General features: G+C 34.6%; 17 protein-coding genes. 13 read left to right on the top strand and 4 right to left on the bottom strand.

From position 1 onward, the window contains the following. Position 1 precedes the first annotated feature (1 nt). Positions 2–1096: an iron-containing alcohol dehydrogenase family protein gene (locus tag FFX44_RS06640; protein WP_289979126.1), complete on the top strand. Its 1095-nt coding sequence runs from the start codon at positions 2–4 to the stop codon at positions 1094–1096. Between the two features lie 180 nt (positions 1097–1276). Here FFX44_RS06640 and FFX44_RS06635 read toward each other — a convergent pair whose 3' ends face one another. From FFX44_RS06635 to FFX44_RS06620, 4 genes are all read right to left on the bottom strand, one after another. Further along, positions 1277–1915 (bottom strand): TetR/AcrR family transcriptional regulator, encoded by a 639-nt coding sequence (locus FFX44_RS06635; protein WP_289979125.1) that lies wholly within the window; start codon positions 1913–1915, stop codon positions 1277–1279. A 46-nt stretch (positions 1916–1961) separates the two neighbouring features. Beyond that, entirely contained in the window at positions 1962–3569 is a 1608-nt protein-coding gene (locus FFX44_RS06630; protein WP_289979122.1) for an ABC transporter permease, read from the bottom strand. Between the two features lies 1 nt (position 3570). After that, positions 3571–4491 carry an ABC transporter ATP-binding protein gene (locus tag FFX44_RS06625; RefSeq protein ID WP_289979119.1) on the bottom strand — a complete coding sequence of 307 codons (921 nt, stop codon included), beginning with the start codon at positions 4489–4491 and terminating at the stop codon, positions 3571–3573. Positions 4492–5009: 518 nt separating this feature from the next. Then, a complete protein-coding gene (locus tag FFX44_RS06620) occupies positions 5010–5903 on the bottom strand; it encodes an aldo/keto reductase (protein ID WP_289979117.1) in 894 nt (297 codons plus the stop codon). 414 nt (positions 5904–6317) lie between these two features. Here FFX44_RS06620 and FFX44_RS06615 point away from each other — a divergent pair, with 414 nt between their 5' ends. The 12 genes from FFX44_RS06615 to FFX44_RS06560 all read left to right on the top strand — a co-directional run bounded on the left by FFX44_RS06615 (position 6318) and on the right by FFX44_RS06560 (position 17943). After that, positions 6318–6809: a PTS sugar transporter subunit IIA gene (locus FFX44_RS06615; protein WP_289979115.1), complete on the top strand. Its 492-nt coding sequence runs from the start codon at positions 6318–6320 to the stop codon at positions 6807–6809. Positions 6810–7002: 193 nt separating this feature from the next. Then, on the top strand, positions 7003–7308 hold the full coding sequence (locus FFX44_RS06610) for a PTS fructose transporter subunit IIB (protein ID WP_289979112.1): 306 nt from the start codon (positions 7003–7005) through the stop codon (positions 7306–7308). Between the two features lie 39 nt (positions 7309–7347). Then, positions 7348–8760, top strand: coding sequence for a PTS transporter subunit IIC (locus tag FFX44_RS06605; RefSeq protein ID WP_289979111.1), 1413 nt, complete (start codon positions 7348–7350; stop codon positions 8758–8760). Positions 8761–9083: 323 nt separating this feature from the next. Continuing rightward, entirely contained in the window at positions 9084–9845 is a 762-nt protein-coding gene (locus FFX44_RS06600; protein ID WP_289979110.1) for a DeoR/GlpR family DNA-binding transcription regulator, read from the top strand. A 25-nt stretch (positions 9846–9870) separates the two neighbouring features. Continuing rightward, positions 9871–10299: a galactose-6-phosphate isomerase subunit LacA gene (gene lacA / locus FFX44_RS06595; RefSeq protein WP_289979109.1), complete on the top strand. Its 429-nt coding sequence runs from the start codon at positions 9871–9873 to the stop codon at positions 10297–10299. A 33-nt stretch (positions 10300–10332) separates the two neighbouring features. Further along, positions 10333–10851, top strand: coding sequence for a galactose-6-phosphate isomerase subunit LacB (lacB, locus tag FFX44_RS06590; RefSeq protein ID WP_289979108.1), 519 nt, complete (start codon positions 10333–10335; stop codon positions 10849–10851). Between the two features lie 13 nt (positions 10852–10864). Further along, on the top strand, positions 10865–11866 hold the full coding sequence (gene lacD, locus FFX44_RS06585; RefSeq protein WP_289979106.1) for a tagatose-bisphosphate aldolase: 1002 nt from the start codon (positions 10865–10867) through the stop codon (positions 11864–11866). A 113-nt stretch (positions 11867–11979) separates the two neighbouring features. Next, the gene (locus FFX44_RS06580; RefSeq protein ID WP_289979103.1) at positions 11980–12861 is read left to right on the top strand and encodes an aldose 1-epimerase family protein; all 882 of its coding nucleotides are present in this window, start codon (positions 11980–11982) and stop codon (positions 12859–12861) included. 17 nt (positions 12862–12878) lie between these two features. Beyond that, entirely contained in the window at positions 12879–13559 is a 681-nt protein-coding gene (locus FFX44_RS06575) for a DUF4867 family protein (RefSeq protein ID WP_289979101.1), read from the top strand. Positions 13560–13580: 21 nt separating this feature from the next. Further along, a complete protein-coding gene (locus FFX44_RS06570) occupies positions 13581–14522 on the top strand; it encodes a hexose kinase (protein ID WP_289979099.1) in 942 nt (313 codons plus the stop codon). A gap of 349 nt (positions 14523–14871) precedes the next feature. Beyond that, complete coding sequence (locus FFX44_RS06565) at positions 14872–16194, top strand: Sapep family Mn(2+)-dependent dipeptidase (protein ID WP_289979098.1); 1323 nt, start codon at positions 14872–14874, stop codon at positions 16192–16194. Positions 16195–16296: 102 nt separating this feature from the next. Next, on the top strand, positions 16297–17943 hold the full coding sequence (locus FFX44_RS06560; protein WP_289979097.1) for a peptide ABC transporter substrate-binding protein: 1647 nt from the start codon (positions 16297–16299) through the stop codon (positions 17941–17943). Positions 17944–17961: the final 18 nt, after the last annotated feature.

Genomic DNA, 17961 nt, shown 5'->3' with positions numbered 1-17961 from the left:
AATGATTTCACAAGGAGGACCGCAGCGTTATATATCCGATACAGAGGCATATCAGGAATTACCATTATTTATACAGGATTTGCAGGTAAAGCGCATATTGTTTTTACATGGAAGTAAGTCATTAGCAGTAGCAAAACCCTTTTTACCTTCTTTTGGTGATAATATTGAAGTAATTGATATTTTGTTTAGTGGTGAGTGTACGTACGACGAAATTAAAAGAGTCCAAGAAATTGCATTTTTGCATAAAGTTCAAATGGTTGTAGCTCTTGGAGGAGGTAAAGTACTTGATACTGCTAAAAGCGTGACAACGGGAACATTAATGTATTTGGTATTAATCCCGACTTTAGCAAGTAATTGTGCACCATGGTCGGCATTAAGTGTGCATTATAAGGAAAATGGTGAGCATTTTGATCACAAAGTTTATAAGGAAACTGCTAATTTAATGTTACTAAATCCTGAAGTAATCATGAATTCTCCTGTAAAATATTTTGTGGCGGGAATTGCTGATACATTGGCTAAATTTTATGAATCTCAACTAATTTTTGAAAAGCTACCGGAAGAAGAATATACGGTTGCACTTGAAATTTCGCAACAAATGGCACTTAAATGTAAAGAGACTCTACTTAAACAGGCAATTCCTGCAGTTGAAGATATGAAGGCAGGTAGACTCTCACATATTTGGAGAAATGTTGCAGAAACAATTATTGTCACTGCAGGAACAGTTGGTGGATGGGGAGATGCTTTTGCTAGATCAACAGGTGCCCATGCAGTGCATGATGCATTAACGTTATTCCCACAAACGATTGATTTATTACATGGAGAAAAAGTTGGCTATGGAATATTAGTTCAACTTGCAATCGAAAAGAGATTTACGGAAATAAAAAAACTAATGCCTTTTTACCGTAAACTTGGCATCCCTACAAATTTTTCTGATTTGAACTTGGCTAATCTTAGTGAAACGGATATTAATAAAATTGCTGAAGCTTCTGCAGATAAAGGAACAACTATGACATTAATTCCACTACCAATTGATGCATTGCAGGTAAAACAAGCAATGCTGCAGTTAGAAAAAATTACAAGGGAAACTGAGGAATAGATATTTCTTTTAAAAATCTGTTGAATGACGGGAAAATTTGAGCCTTAAAATCTTTAATTCAGTACATGTGGTAACAACATGATTTCAATTACAAAACAAGAGTGGTTAACCAGATAGTCGAGGTTTAGATATCTGATTAACCACTCTTTATTTTGTAATTTAGTTACTTTTTGCCAGATATTATTTTTTTACAATTCCATATTCGATCATATCCATATAGCTTTTAACCTCGGCAATAATATCTGTCATATCTTCTATTCGTTGTATTTCTGGATGTTTTTCAAAATAAGACTGAATTTTTTTTGAAATTTCTTGAATCATGATGGACAAATAGTTTTTTACTGTTTCTTTATTAAGCCCAGGGCGCAACTCTAACTTATCAACAACTGAATTTACAATTATACTTTGTGTTTTCTCTGCCCACTTATTAAATGTTAAGAACACCTCATTTCTAAGTTGTTCAGGCATATTGATGTCGTGTGCGTATACTCTTGTTAACAGGCCGAATTCGTGCGGATATTTATGTGATAATCCGGTTTTGTACTTGGTTGCACGAATAATCATGTTTACTAAGTCAGTAGAATCAGTCCAAACATTGAAATCTACAACTGAAATCAGGGTGTTCATTGCTTGGTGGACTGCTGCTACATACAATTTTTTCTTATTATCAAAATATCTAAAAACAGACCCTTTTGATACACCAGCCGCTTTGGCTATCGTATCAGTACTTGCTTGAAAACCATCAGTTCCAAAAGCCATAACAGCTGCAGCAAGGATGGCCTTCTCTTTTTGTGGATCTCTTGTTAGGCGCTTTGCCATTATTAATCTCCTTTAGAATTTATCCATTCTTATTGTGATAGCTATGCTAACTCTCAATGTCCCTGCGATTATATCCAACGAAGCCAAGCACAAGCATCACAAGTGCAATCCCAGTCATCCAAGTTACTGGGACAACGTCAATGTGCTCCAATGGAACTTTTCTAAACCAATAGAAGGGCGATAACTTCATTGCCCAAGCTGGTAAATCAATTAATCTGCCAAAGTAGGAAATTACAAATGAACCACCGAGAGCGACCCAAACAGCTGCACGCCATTTTGGCACAAACCCAATTAATGCAACCAAAATTCCAGTAAAGAGCGCTAAAATGGGTAACATTGCAATGAATATTTGCCAGAAATATTTAAATGCTAACGGTTGTCTTAGAACTGAATTACCAGCTTCCATGGTAGCTATCAAAGCTGCAAATAAAATAATTACTGAAAGAACAAAGCCGTAAGCCATGTATGCTGCCAGTAATTTGGATCGACTTTGAGGCTTTGTACTAATTATCTGCAAGTATCCCTGACGTTCTTCAGTATAAAGATGACTAGTCACCATTGCACCACCAACAACTGCAAGAACACTAAAGATAACTCCTAAGATACTAACGAAAGACAAGATTTGGTTCTGTTCCAAATGGCGCATACCATTTTGACCAAGGACTTGGCGCACGACAGGTGAATCATTTGCAATTTTACTAATACTATTGAAGACTGATCCATAGCTGGCACCTAAAACAGCCATACCAATAATCCAAAAAAGACTGCTTGTTTTTTGGTTCCAAAACAATAGTGTTCCAGAGCCGCGAAGAAAGCGACTTGTTCGTTTACCACCACGAACTTGAATAATTCCGGAATCAATATCACGATTGCCATTTAAAAGGACGGCGACAGCAAAACCGATTATTCCCAGTCCAAGCAGCAAGATGACTGGCAACCAATTGTTTTTCGTGTAGATATCAGCTTTTTCAATCCATCCAAATGGTGAGAGCCAAGTATAGTCTGGATTGGAAACATCGGTCATCATCCGTACTAAATATGTTATTCCAAAGAATGCATAATTATAGATAGTGACATTATGACTATCAGCAACCAATTGCGCAAAAATAAGTGAAATTAACCCAAAGCTTAAACCGACAGCACCTAGTGTAATTGCAAACAACCAATTCCCATTTTCATCACTTTCAGGCATGTTTGCGGCCATCATTCCAGCTCCTGTTGCAATAACAAATACACTATTAGCAATCACTAATTCCAAGCAGGCTGCTGCAAGTGGTGCTAATCTGCCAACTGGATGACCGCCCAAAACCATTTCAGTTAGACCAGATTCTTCTTGACCACGGGTTATGCCAACTGAAAGTGAAAAGTTGAAGATCACTATGAAGATGCCCCAAAAAACCATCATCTCGACTGCAAAAATAATGGCGGTGTTTAAATGATTTGTTGTCAGTGGGCCGAATAATGACACCATTGCTTGAGACTTCAATGTTTGTGCAATTGCTGAAACCTGTTTAGTTGTTCCATAAATACTCTTGAACTTTGCGGCTACTGCAACGAACATCCCTACCAGTACAATTAACCAAATAGTCATTTTTAGCCAATCGCGCTTTAAATTCGCTTTTAAAAGTGTAAATGTCTGAGTATATTGTGTCATGTTACTCGCCACCTTTTTGTTCATCAGCAGATTGGTAATAACGCAAGAAAAGATCCTCTAGCGTTGGGGGTGTTGTTTTCAACTGGAGAATGATTTTTGCCGAAAGCAAAGTCATAATATTTCCAATCTGGTCCGAATCAGCACTAAACTCAGCAGTTGTTCTAGCTGAATCACTGAACTTTAATTGATAAACACCATCAATTTTTTGTAACTCATCAAGTGGCTCTTTTGTGCGAACAGCCACAGTATTACGCGTTAGATGCTGCATTGACTCCAGCGAACCAGTTTCGATTACATTTCCTTCACGAATAATGGCAATCGTGTCACACATTTTTTCAACTTCTGAAAGAATATGGCTTGAAAGCAAAATACTTTTGCCGTTCTTTTTAAGTTCAGCAATGTGATGTTGAAAAATCACTTCATTTAGCGGATCCAGTCCCGAAGTTGGTTCATCAAAAATATATAATGAAACAGCAGTCGAAAATGCCGCTATTAGTGCAACCTTTTGCCGGTTTCCTTTTGAATAGGTACGATTTTTCTTACTAGTATCCAATTTGAACTCTTTGATTAAGTCATCTGTTTTAGTCGTATGCTTTTGTCCAGACATATGCAGCAGTAAATCAATTGTCTGCCCGCCAGTTAAATTAGGCCACAGATAAACATCTCCTGGCACGTAAGACAGATTCTTATGAACAGCAACGGAGTCTTTCCAAACATCTTTGCCAAAAACTGCTGCTGAACCACCCGTTGCTTTAATTAGTCCCAGAATCACACGAATTGTTGTAGACTTTCCTGCACCATTTGGGCCAATAAAGCCTAATACTTCACCCTTATGGAGCTTTAGATTAACATTTCGCAATGCTTGAAACTTTCCAAAGGATTTCTTTAAATTTTTTGTCTCTAAAATAATTTCATCATCCATTGCTAATACCTCCCATACCCCAGAATGAGTTGTTTCTTTTATTTCACTCATAGTATATATAGTGATGACTGATCAGTCAATAACTTGGTAGTCATTATTTAAAAAGGGTTTTCTAGTCAGCAAAATGTCTTGATACTGAGGGCTTATGACGGTCATTGTGTAGAAGGGTTATTGAAATAAAACATTATAATTTGGTTGTTAATTAATAAATGCAGAAGAGGGAGCATGACATAAGACGGGAAAAATTGAGTACTGATTTGAAGGTAGATGGAGAATTTTGATTTATGAAACATGTTTATTCGTAACAATATAGAAGGAGTAGTCAAAAGTTGACTTTTATACCGAACACCAAAAAGCTCTGAAAGTGTGACTCAAGTCGATAAAACTTAACTTTTGTCTCAACTTCAGAGGAATATTTTTATATTTGCATTTTGAATAGTGAACTTTAACGATTAACGAGATAATGACTGGTCTGAAATGTAAACAAAATAGCTCATTTTAAAAATCAAATTTGTCTATTACTTTTTAGTGTCTGGCCATTGATCTATGCCATTAGCAAATGCACCTTTTGGATTATGCCATTGAAAGTTATCATACCAAAGATCACGTTTTCCTTGATCAAGCGCATTAAGCTGTTGAACATCTTCAGCACTTAATGAGAAGTCAAAGATCTGGCTGTTTTGAATAATTCGTTTTTCATGGACAGATTTAACAACGGTGATAATATTTCGCTGCCATTCCCATCGTAAAATAATCTGAGCAGCTGAGCGATCATACTTTTTAGCTAAGGCAGTAATGACCGGATTCGTCAAAGACGCACCGCCGCCAAGTGGTGACCACGCTGTCATTTCAATTTTATGGCTTTGATCATATTCCAAAATTCCATGTTCCTGATTAGTTGGATTGAATTCCATTTGATTAACGGCTGGTATGATTTCAGCTTCATCAAGCAGCTTTTTCATCCGGTCATTATCAAAATTAGAAACACCAATGGCTCGAATCTTACCTTCACGATACAATCGTTCCATTGCATGATAGCTTTCAATGTAGGTCTTATCTACCGGCCAGTGTATCAAATAAAGATCGACATAATCGAGCCCTAAGTCTTTCAGTTGGTTTTCAAATGCACTAGAAACTTGAGCATAGTCTCCTTGCTCACCATTATCAAGCTTAGTTGTAACAAAAAGATCAGACCGCTTTAACCCTGTCTGTTCCAAACCAAGCTTAATCCCGGCACCAGTACCCTGCTCATTACCATACTGTCGGGCAGTATCAATTCCCCGGTAGCCATTTCGAATTGCAGTTGCAACGGAATCGCGAGACGTCTGGTTATCGGTTTTCCAAACTCCCAAACCAAAACGCAGCATTTTAACGCCGTTATTCAAGGTAATTGTTGAATGTAATCCGTCCATTATGAAACATCTCCAATCATTTTATGAACCACCTAAAGAATAACACACCAATTAATACGATACCAAACGAAGAAGATGGAAGTAATGCATAGAAAAATAATAAAGAAGCTTCTGAAAATCACTGGAGTTTACTAAAAACATGAATACTTAATTCAAACAAAAGAAGCGGATTAATAAGATTGAAGTGTATATTCAAAAATTGAATACAAAATCTCCAAATTATTTGGCAGACATAGTTTGATGATATGTTGCATCTGGATTGATAATTCAATATATAAATTAAAATTATCGATTGTGTACAATCTTAAAGATAGAAAATGTGCTTGACATCTTTTTTGAAAGCGCTTATTATTGCCTTGTAAACAAAAATAAACAAAAGTAGTTCAAAAACAAACATAAAAAGAAGGTGAGAAATTGTCTTTACTAGAAAAGAAAGAACTTTTTGTAGTAAAAGATACTTTTGTTTCAGATCAAAAGAATAAGGAGGATGTTTTTAAAGAGGTTTTTAGCAAATTAAGTGCTGAAGGGTTGGTAAAACCAGAATTTTTGGAAAATTTGTTATTACGGGAAAAAAATTTTCCTACTGGTATTGATTTGTCTGTAGTAGATCCTGATTTACCAAACGTTGCAATTCCGCACACTGAGGGAAAATTCGTGAATGTGTGTCAAGTGATTCCAATTAAATGTAAAAACCCAATAACTTTTTACAATATGATTGAACCGCAAAAAAAGATAGAAGTAAGTTTTTTGTTTATGATTTTAAATAATGATCCAGAAGGACAATCCAATATTTTGGCTCAAATCATGGATTTTTTAACAACAACATCAAAGAATTCGCTCAAAGCATTCTTTAAAGCAGATGAAGATATAGTAATTTTTAATTTTTTAAATAATAATTTCAGTTAGGCGCTAGTGTTTGTCTTTTTGAGACAAACTAAAATTCAAAGGGCATATTTATGTATTACCTTTATTCGATTAGTTAGGAGGATATCTGAATAAAACTATACTTTTTAAATTTTTAGACAGAAAGTTGAAAACTCAGCAATTTATAAAAGATTTGACTGAAAGGGTAAATCTAATAATACGAGGAGGGAATATTATGATTAAAATTTTAGCAGCTTGTGGAGCTGGAGTTAACTCAAGCCATCAAATTAAAGATGCAATTGAAACTGAATTTAAGAATCGTGGATATAATGTGAAAGCTGATGCAGTTATGGTAAAAGACATCACAGAGGATATGGTTACACATTATGATATTTTCACGCCAATAGCTAAAACTGATTTGGGATTTACACTTGAAATACCTGTAATTGACGCGGGACCAATTTTGTACAGAATTCCGGCAATGGCCCAGCCGGTTTACGATAAGATTGAAGCAATTATTAAAGAGAAAGGCCTTAAATGAATTTTGATTTGAAATTTACTGAAAAAGGAAGGTGGAATAATGTTACACACAATAATTCAAGTGTCCAACACAATTTTTAAACCAATTATAAATCTAGGTGCTGCTCCAATTATGTTAATCGTATTAACAATAATTGCGTTAGCGTTTGGAGTTAAATGGACACGAGCTCTTGAAGGCGGGATAAAGCTCGCAATTGCTTTGACAGCTATCAGTGACATTATAAATATTTTAACTACCGCATATCAGGTGCCTCTGGATGCATTTGTTAAGTCAACAGGTATTTCGCTAAAAATAATTGACGTTGGGTGGGCTCCACTTGCGACAATTACTTGGGGTTCAGCATATACTCTATTCTTCTTATTAATAATGATTATAGTCAATGTTGTTATGTTATTTTTGAAAAAAACCAATACTTTGGATGTTGATATTTTTGATATTTGGCATTTATCATTTACAGCATTAATGGCAATGTACTTTGGAGCAAATTTATTTGTTGCGACAATTTTGATTATCTATGTTGGGGTTTTAAAAATTATAAATTCAGATTTAATGAAACCAACTTTTAATGATTTATTAGACGCACCAGATGATAATCCTATGACCACTACTCATTTGAATTACATGATGAATCCAATAATAATGGTTTTTGACAAAATATTTGATAAATTATTTCCTTGGCTCGATAAATATGATTTTGATTCAGCGGAGTTGAATAAACGAATTGGTTTTTGGGGAAGTCATTTTGCAATTGGCTGTTATCTAGGTGTCTTTGTTGGATTAATTGGACGACAAGATCCAAAAGAAATCTTTACATTAGCTTTCACAGGTGGGGTCTGTTTAGAGTTGTTTAGTCAAATTGGTTCTTGGTTTATTGCAGCTGTAGAGCCGTTATCACAAGGCATTTCTACTTTTGCTACTAAAAGATTAAAAGGCCGTCGTTTCAATATTGGGCTTGACTGGCCCTTCGTTGCTGGTCGTGCTGAGGTTTGGGCAGCAGCCAACTTTTTGGCTCCAATTTTGTTAATTGAAGCATTGGTTCTCCCAGGTAATCACATCATGCCTTTAGGATCAATTATTGCAATGGGAGTTACTCCAGCGTTATTAGTTGTCACTCGTGGGAAAATTATTAGAATGATTGTTATTGGTGCAATAGAAATGCCAATTTTTCTTTGGGCGGGAACCTTATCTTCACCGTTTATAACACAAGTTGCTAAACAAGTGGGAGCGTTTCCATCGGGTGCTGCAGGGCATCAAATTGCGGAGGCAACTAAAGAGGGACCAATTGAACAGTATCTTGCTTATTTAGTAGGAAAAGCATCAACTGGCGAGATAACATTTTTGTTGTACGCAGTCTTGGCATTAATAGCTTATGGATTAATCTTTTGGTGGTATGCGGGCCAAATGAAGAAACGTAATACAGAATATGCAGCAATATCCAAGGAGAATAATTAGTTAGAGGGGTGATTGCAGTGGAGTATTCCAAAGAATTAAACCGAGTATTGAGGTGGTCAGGGATTGTTATATCAATAAATACAGTAGCTGCTATTTTTCCAAATACGGTTATGAAAACTATTGTTACCCTAGTAACTTTGTATTGTTGCTATAAAGCAGTTGGAATAAAACATAAATTTTAAGTGAATAAAGCTAGATTAAAGTTCAAGTTAAAACAGGAATAAACATTATTAGAAATGCATTACCCTTATTTAGGTGATTTTATGTGCTACAATAAACAAAAACAAACATAAAATGCGTAAAAATGAAAGGGATGCAAGTAATTGTTAAAAAAAGAAAGATTGTTAACTATTTTAGAAACTGTCAATCAAAGGGGAATTGTAACAGTTACTGATTTAATCGAAAATTTAAAAGTATCAGATATGACAATCAGAAGAGATTTGGATGAGTTGACTAAGAGTGGCAAACTTATTAGAATCCATGGCGGAGCACAGAGTATCCAAAGTGATGCTTCAACTGAACTTTCGCATAATGAAAAAAAAGAAATTCATATTCAGGAAAAAATTGCGATTGCACAAAAAGCAGCAACTTTAATGAAGAATAAAGATACTATTTATGTTGGACCAGGAACGACGCTAGAGTTAATGTGCAAGTATATTGAAGGTGTACAGGATTTAAGAATCGTGACGAACAGTTTGCCCATTTTTGAAACATTGAAAGATAATGAACAAGTTGACTTGATATTAATTGGAGGGGCTTATCGGGAACGTTCAGGAGCGTTTATTGGTGGTTTGACTAACACAATGCTATCGCAGTTTAAATTTGATTATGCATTCATCGGAGTAAATGGGATTCACAGTGATAGCATAATGACCGCAAATTTGGAAGAAGGTGATTCTCAAAGAATTGCTTTAAATAATGCACAGCAGAAAATAATTGTGGCTGATTACCATAAGCTTAATAAAGATGATTTTTATAAATTTTATGATTTATACGATATTGACTGTTTAATCACAAACAAAGAAATCGGCAAGGAAAAGCTTAAACATTATCAACAGTTTACGACAATAGTTGTTACTGATTAATTATAGACATGGGAGGATTTAGCAAATGAAAATTGCATTAGCAGCAGACAAAGATGGCTTTACTTTAAAAGAACATATTAAAACTTTTTTGAGACAAAAAGATTATGAGATTTTAGATTTATCAGAAAAACCAGCAAATGATTTTATTGATTCATCTGTGGAACTTGCACATATTATTTTGGATAAAAAAGCTGATCGTGGTGTGATGTTTGATGAATATGGACTAGGGTCAGCAATGGCAAGTAATAAAGTTCATGGTATGGTGACTGCAAATGTTAGCGAAGAAAATACCGCACATATGACAACGCAGCATAATGGAGCAAAGGCAATTGCAATTGGGGCAGGGATTGTTGGTGAAAGGCTTGCTGAACAAATTGTTACTGCATATTTAAGTGTTGATTATGCAGGTGGTAGACACCAAATTAGGCTTGATATGCTAGAAAAAATGTATTAAAAAATTTGTAGTTTATTTAGGAGGGATAGAACTATGATTATTGCACTTGGAAACGATCACATTGTTACAGATGTTAAAATGCAAATTTCGGATTTCTTAAAAGCAAGTGGACACCAAATAATTGATGTTGGTACTTATGATAATACGAGAACACATTATCCAATTTATGGGTTAAAAGTAGCTGATTTAGTTCGGGATGGCAGAGCTGATCTCGGGGTAGTTCTTTGCGGCACAGGTGTTGGAATTTCTACTGCGGCCGATAAAAATATTGGCATTCGGGCTGCATTAGTAGGTGATGTAGCATCTGCAAAGTACGCAAAAGAGAAATTAAATGCAAATGTGATTTCCTTTGGTGGAGCGGTTGTAGGGGAGCATTTGGCAGAAGATATTGTGGCAGCATTTATAAAGACTGAATATCAAGCAACAGCAGAGAATAGAAAGCTGGTAGAAAAAATCAATCAGGTTGAACAAGACAATACGGATCAACATGATAATCCACATTTTTTTGATCATGAAATGAATTTATGGTCTGAAGGATATTATCATGACTGAGGGGGGATACTAGTTGAATACTTTAATTAATAGTAGTGGAGAAAAGAAAATGAGGTTAGAACATATTACAAATGAAAACGGTATCATTTCAGCGTTAGCTATTGATCAGCGTGGTTCATTGAAAAAAATGTTGGCTTCAGCTGCAGGAGAAACAAGTAATGAAACGGATATTGTAGAATTTAAGGAATTGATTTCGAGTGAATTAACCCCATATGCTTCTGCAATTTTGTTAGATCCAGAGTATGGATTACCAGCAGCAGAAAAACGTGCTGAAAATGCAGGATTGTTAATTGCCTATGAAAAAACGGGGTATGATATAACTGCTCCTGGTAGAATGCCCGATTTATTAGCGGATTGGTCTGCTTTGAAATTAAAAGAGGCTGGGGCAGATGCAGTTAAGTTTATGCTCTACTATGATGTCGATGAAGATAATGAGATAAATCGTCAAAAACAAGCATTTGTTGAACGTATTGGGGCAGAGAGTGCTTCTGTAAATTTGCCTTTCTTCTTAGAATTAATGTCTTATGATACCAAAATTTTGAATACAAAGAGTCAAGCGTATGCAAAAATCAAGCCACATAAAGTTAATGAAATGATTAAGGAATTTTCCCAAGAACGGTATCAAGTAGATGTTTTAAAGGTGGAAGTTCCAGTTGATATGACATTTGTGGAAGGATTTAATGAAAACAATAAAAGTGTTTATTCTAAAAGAGAGGCAGCTTTATTTTTCAAAAAACAGGCGGAACTAACAAATAATATACCGTTTATTTTTCTGAGTGCAGGGGTTAGTGCACAATTATTTCGAGATACATTGAATTTTGCGGCTCAATCAGGTTCAACTTTTAATGGGGTTCTTTGTGGTCGAGCTACTTGGAGAGGTGCAGTTGATCCTTTTGCCAAAGAAGGTAATGAATCTGGAAAGCGCTGGTTAGATACTGTGGGACGTAAAAATATTGAGGAGTTAAATAAAGTGTTGCAGGAAACTGCTAATTCAGTGTTTGAAAAGCTTAAGTAGTTGCCGTTGCCCAGTAAGAGAAGCAAACGTGTATTTTATCGGGGGCTTCTCTTACTTTTTTTGCATTAAAAATTTGTTGGAAATAATTAATACCAGTTTAGGAGATGAAATATATGATTGTCACAATTGAAAATCAAAATTTTCAAGCGATAATTGATTCCGTGGGAGCCCAGCTTATCCATCTGTATGAAAAACAAGAGGATTTTGATTATATTTGGAATAATGAGAGTTGGAATAAACATGCGCCAGTGTTATTTCCCGCAATTGGTCGTTCAAATCAAGACAAATATTTACTTAATAATAAAGAATATAAAATGCCTCAACATGGTTTTATAGCAAATCAAGAATTTAAAATTATAACTCATACAAAAAATACAGTAACTTTTGCGGTTAGTGAAAATACGGAAACTTACAAATTATATCCGTTTGCTTTCAATCTAATGATAACTTTTGTTCTTTTATCTAGTGGGTTATCTATCTCGTTTTCTGTGAAAAATAATACTACTATACAGATGCCCTTTTCGCTGGGATCGCATCCAGCGTTTAACGTTCCATTAGATGGGAAAGGAAAATTCGATGATTATTTTTTAGAATTTGATGGTGATTTTCAATTACCACTGGAAAGTTATGAAATTATAAAAAATCCTGTACCGTATAGAACCGGGAAGGCCGAATTTTTCTCTGAAAATAAAAAAATCAAATTAAGTTATAAATTATTTGAAAAAGGACTACGAATTATTTCAAATTCTAATGTCAAAAAAGTGAAATTATTTTCAGTGTATTCTGACCATTTTGTGATAATTAATTTAGAAGATTTTGCGAATATCTGTTTGTGGACGAAGGAAACGGAAAATATAGCATTTGTGTGTATTGAACCATTTAATGGATTACCAGACGTTATCGGTAATCCTGTTGACTGGAATAAAAAAGAATCAGGTTATAAATTAGCTCCTGGAAAAACGAAAACGATGAAGTATGAAATTTCTTTGAAATAGTAAAGTGAGGTAATTAGATGCAAGAGAAACAAATGTTACTAAAATTGCAACAAAGAAATCCTGAATATCAAATTAAAAAAATTGATCAAAATGGGTTTAATGATTATGGAAATTTATTACAAGAATATGATTTAACGGATATAAAAAAATTCTTTGGAAAAAAAATATGTTGTGCAAAAAATGGAAATTTTTATAATCCATCAAATAATTATTTAGAGAATATGGAAACAATTGAGAAAATTGGATATGATATCTACGCAGGAATGAATTTCACGGCTGGAGAATGTACCGGACAAACTCAAAGCTTTTCAGCAGTTGAGTATCATCAAGGAAGTGAAATCAATATTATGCTAACGGATGTCGTAATGGTTTTAGGAAAGAGAAATCAAATCATAAATGGGTTCTTTAATGCGGCGAAAGATGCAACTTTATTCTTCATTCCAGCAGGAACAGTAATTGAAATGTATGGTGATACACTGCACTATAGTCCCATAAAGGTTCATCAAGAAGGATTTAAGGCGGTTGTAATGGTATTACAAGGAACTAATCAAGCTTTACCAAATAATTTCTGCTCAGAGAATACATGGATTGTTAAGAAAAATAAGTTTCAAGCAGCACATGCCATTAGAAAAGATAAAATTGCAAAAGGAGTTATTGTGGGAGTTTCAGGAGAACTAATTAAATTGAAACAAATTTAATTATTAAAGGGGATGAATTGAATGATTTTGACAGTAACAATGAATCCATCAATTGATATGGCCTATGATTTATCAAGCTTACAGCTAAACAAAGTCAATCGAGCCATTGCAGTTCATAAAACAGCTGGAGGCAAGGGGCTAAATGTAACACGAGTAATAGGTCAAATGAATCAGCCTGTAATGGCTACTGGAATATTGGGTGGACGTTTTGGAGAATATATTTCCGATAAATTAGCAGAAGAAAAAATTGAAAGTCAGTTTACAAATACTGCAGGAGAAACACGTAATTCAATCGCATTATTACATGATGGAAATCTACAGACAGAAATATTAGAAAAAGGACCAATAATTACTGAAGAAGAGCAAAAAATATTTCTGGAAAATTTTAATTATTTACTAGGAAAAGTTAATTTAGTAACAATTTCTGGAAGCTTACCAAAAGGTACTAAAGCTAATTTTTATGCTGAATTAATAAAGGCTGCTGCTAAGAAACATGTGGATGTAATATTAGACACATCGGGTCAATCATTAGTTGATGCAATTAATGGGAAGCAATTGCCATTATTGATAAAGCCAAATGCTGCAGAATTAGGAATACTGATTCATCAAGAAGTTACAGACCATGATACTGAGAAAGTTATTAAGGCATTAAAAGCAAAGATCTTCTCTAGACTAACCTGGGTTTCAACTTCATTGGGAAGCAATGGAGCAATTGTAAAGTGTCGCGACGTTTTATATCGTGCGGAAATTCCTAAAGTAAAAGCAATTAATCCTGTTGGATCTGGAGATGCTTCTTTAGCAGGATTAGCAATAGGGATAACATTAGGAAAAAGTCCAAGTGATATTATTAAAACTTCTATGGCACTGGGCATTTTAAATGCGCTGGAACCAGAAACCGGTAAAATTAATGCTAATAATTTTAAAAAATATTTTGATCTAGTTAAGGTGTATAGAATAAATTAATTGTGAACTAAATAATTCTTAATTTAATAATTAAAGCAGTGAAGTTTCTTGATCAGAGTATCTCTTTATTTTTAGTAATTAGATGGAAAGGATTTCACTCAAACTATGTGTTTGTTCTAAATCGTAAGTAATTTTCAATTATAATTTTCGAGAATATTGTCATAAGCAATCTTATTAATTCCCTTCAACCGGAAATGATGAAATTGCTTTTTTAATACACCAATAATATTGAACCTTTAAGAGTGAGAATTAGCGAATAGATGCTTTTATTAGAAAACAATAATTTTTGCAGTAAAATATATGTTAATATTAAAATTGTCTAATAAAATCTTTGATAGGGGTGCAAAAAATGAAGTTAGAGGACTTAAGGAACAAAATTGATAAAAACATGGTTTATTATCAGACATTGTTGAAGAAGGTTATTAAAATTCCCAGTGTTAAAGGGGAACCCCTTGCTCAGGCACCGTTTGGTAAACAACCGCGCAAGGTTTTGCAGCAAGTTTTAATAATTGCAGAACAATTAGGGCTTAAAACGAAACAGTTAAACGATCAAGTTGGGTGGGCAGAATTAACTGGAGAAAGTGTTGATTATGTTGCAGCTTTAGGACATTTAGATGTAGTAGCAGCTCCAGCACAAGGATGGAAGACAGATCCTTTTGATTTGGCGATAAAGGATGATTACATGTATGGGCGAGGAGTATTGGATAACAAAGGGCCAATCATGGGGGCATTATTTGCTTTAGCGTTATTGAAAGAAGAAGGATTCAAGCCCAAACAGAGTATTAGAGTTATTTTTGGAACGGATGAAGAATCGGGCAGTAGGGATATGAAAACTTATAATTTAAGCGAAAACCCTCCTATTGCGGGCTTTACTCCAGATGGTAAATATCCAGTTGTCTATGCAGAAAGAGGCATGCTTGGTTTGTCACTAACGACTGACATCAGTGATAACAGTGACGTAAATTTGTCAGAAGTTAGTGGCGATTTTTCAGCGAGCTACATTCCAGATAAAGCTAAAATTAAATTTTCATCTGGAGAAATTAAGGATTATTTTGGGAAAAAATCGCCTAGTAATGCACCAGACTTGGGAGAAAATGCTTTATTGAAGTTGGCAGTAGAACAGCAATCTTTATCAGGACAATTGGGTGAAGTAATGAATTGGTTATACCGAGCAACTGCAGACACATCTGGGAAGAAAATAAATATTAGTTTCACTGGTAAATCTTCTGGAAAATTACAATGTAGTGTTTATGGGATGCTTTTTAGTAAACATCAAAGCAAAATTTGTTTTTCGATTCGATATCCCATTGAGTTAACCAAGCAGAAGTTATTGGATAGATTAAAAAAGCAGATGCCAAGTGAAAGTCAGTTGACTATTGTACGTGAAGTTGCACCACTTTATCATTCACCTAATATGCTGATGATTAAAATAATGCAGCAGGTTTATGAAGATGTTACTGGGCAAGATGGCTCGCCTGTGACTACGACAGGGATTACGTACGCACGCTTTTTATCAAATATTGTCGCTTTTGGTCCGTCTTTTCCGGGTCAGCGTGGGATAGCGCACAAGGAGAATGAATGGTTAAAAATATCGGATTGGAAGAAGATAATTACCATGGAGTATTTAACATTGAGAGCATTAGCTGAGCGAGAAGACAAAGATTTTTATTAGAAAATGGGAAAATTATAAATTTAAGTTGCTTTTATTCTAATTATAATTTAATATATTAAAAGTAGATTAAATTACAATTAATATTATTGGGGGCTAGTTTTTATGATAACGAAGAAACGTTTTGGGGCTTTATTAGGAACTTTGGTAGTATGTACAGGGTTACTAGCAGCTTGTGGTAACAAGAGCACGCAAACCAAGCATGTCTTGAATTTAGCTGTAAGCAGTGATCTTACAACAATGGATCCAGCACATGCATCTGATACAACTAGCATGCAAATGCTAGAAAATACAGGTGAAGGTTTTTTGCAATTAGGTAAAGACAGCAAAATTGAGAAGGAATTAGCAACTAAAATTTCTACTTCGAAAGATGGTTTAGTGTACACCTTTACGTTGCGAAAGAATGCTAAATGGAGTAATGGAAAGGCAGTTACTGCAAAAGATTTTGTTTATGGTTGGCAAAGAACGGTTAATCCTAAGACAGCTTCAGAGTATGCTTATCTTTATTCGGGAATCAAAAATGCCGATGCAATTATGAATGGTAAGCAAAACTATAAGACGTTAGGGATTCAAGCATTAGGTAAATATAAAGTTCAAGTAACTTTGGAACATCGGATTTCTTATTTCAAATTATTGATGGCGATGCCTGTATTTTATCCACAAAATCAGCAATCAGTTGAAAAATATGGTTCTAAGTATGGGACCAACTCAACCAAAACCATTTCGAATGGACCTTTTATTTTGAAAAATTGGAAGGGAACAAATGAAAAATGGAAATTAGAAAAAAATAGCAACTATTGGGATAAAAAAGCGGTTCATCTTACAGCTATCAACTTCCAAGTAGTTAAGTCACCATCAACCGGTTTAAACTTGTTTCAAACAGGGAAATTGGATCAAACTCAATTATTGGGTAATCAAGTTGCGAATAAAAAGAAATCCAAGAATTATGTTTTAAATAAATCTGCAACATCTATCTATCTGCAGTTTAATCTTAAAAATCCAACAGACAGTGATCTGAAAGCTGCATTCAACAATGTTAATATTCGTAAAGCCCTTTCATTGGTTTTAGATCGTAATCAGCTCACTAAAAAAGTTTTGGCTGACGGTTCATTATCTGCTAAGGGATTCGTAACAGCTGATTTATCTAAGAATCCAAAAACAGGTGCGGATTTTGCCAGTCAAGCATATGTTAAGAGTGGTGTATCCTATAACAAGACACTTGCTAAAAAATATTGGGAAAAAGGGCTGAAACAACTTGGAGTTTCTAAGCTGAAAGTTGGACTTTTGAGTGATGATGATGATTCTTCAAAACAAACGGCTGCATTTATTCAAAGCAAATGGGAGAGTCTCCTTCCAGGATTATCGGTAGATGTTCAGAGTATCCCTAAGGCAGTGAGAATTTCTCGCTCAGAAAAAGGTAACTTTGATATTGTTATATCCGGTTGGGGAGCTGACTTTTCAGATCCAATCACATTTTTAAATCTTTATCAGGCTGGAAATTCAGGTAATGCTGGCGGATATGATAATTCAAGTTATAATAAACTAATTGATGACATTAATAACAATCCATCAAATAATGAGGTAGTTCGCTGGGACAATATGGTTAAAGCAGAAAAAATATTGATGAATGATCAGGTAATGATTCCACTGTATCAAAGATCTAATTCCTTTTTGCAAAGTAATAAAATTAAAGATTTGATTGTAAATACAGCTGGACCTGCTCATAATTATAAGGGAGTATATCTTAAATAATTAGCCATTGGAGGACCA

Source organism: Lactobacillus sp. UCMA15818, from assembly GCF_030400225.1.
Taxonomy (GTDB): Bacteria; Bacillota; Bacilli; order Lactobacillales; family Lactobacillaceae; genus Liquorilactobacillus.
This window is presented reverse-complemented; position numbering and strand designations above follow the sequence as displayed.

What these genes read in the sequence shown, in the direction of transcription:
- FFX44_RS06640 (WP_289979126.1), top strand. Translation starts at nt 2, where the DNA reads ATGATTTCACAAGGAGGACCGCAGCGTTATATATCCGATACAGAGGCA.
- FFX44_RS06635 (WP_289979125.1), bottom strand. Translation starts at nt 1,915, where the DNA reads ATGGCAAAGCGCCTAACAAGAGATCCACAAAAAGAGAAGGCCATCCTT.
- FFX44_RS06630 (WP_289979122.1), bottom strand. Translation starts at nt 3,569, where the DNA reads ATGACACAATATACTCAGACATTTACACTTTTAAAAGCGAATTTAAAG.
- FFX44_RS06625 (WP_289979119.1), bottom strand. Translation starts at nt 4,491, where the DNA reads ATGGATGATGAAATTATTTTAGAGACAAAAAATTTAAAGAAATCCTTT.
- FFX44_RS06620 (WP_289979117.1), bottom strand. Translation starts at nt 5,903, where the DNA reads ATGGACGGATTACATTCAACAATTACCTTGAATAACGGCGTTAAAATG.
- FFX44_RS06610 (WP_289979112.1), top strand. Translation starts at nt 7,003, where the DNA reads ATGATTAAAATTTTAGCAGCTTGTGGAGCTGGAGTTAACTCAAGCCAT.
- FFX44_RS06605 (WP_289979111.1), top strand. Translation starts at nt 7,348, where the DNA reads ATGTTACACACAATAATTCAAGTGTCCAACACAATTTTTAAACCAATT.
- lacA (WP_289979109.1), top strand. Translation starts at nt 9,871, where the DNA reads ATGAAAATTGCATTAGCAGCAGACAAAGATGGCTTTACTTTAAAAGAA.
- lacB (WP_289979108.1), top strand. Translation starts at nt 10,333, where the DNA reads ATGATTATTGCACTTGGAAACGATCACATTGTTACAGATGTTAAAATG.
- FFX44_RS06580 (WP_289979103.1), top strand. Translation starts at nt 11,980, where the DNA reads ATGATTGTCACAATTGAAAATCAAAATTTTCAAGCGATAATTGATTCC.
- FFX44_RS06575 (WP_289979101.1), top strand. Translation starts at nt 12,879, where the DNA reads ATGCAAGAGAAACAAATGTTACTAAAATTGCAACAAAGAAATCCTGAA.
- FFX44_RS06570 (WP_289979099.1), top strand. Translation starts at nt 13,581, where the DNA reads ATGATTTTGACAGTAACAATGAATCCATCAATTGATATGGCCTATGAT.
- FFX44_RS06565 (WP_289979098.1), top strand. Translation starts at nt 14,872, where the DNA reads ATGAAGTTAGAGGACTTAAGGAACAAAATTGATAAAAACATGGTTTAT.
- FFX44_RS06560 (WP_289979097.1), top strand. Translation starts at nt 16,297, where the DNA reads ATGATAACGAAGAAACGTTTTGGGGCTTTATTAGGAACTTTGGTAGTA.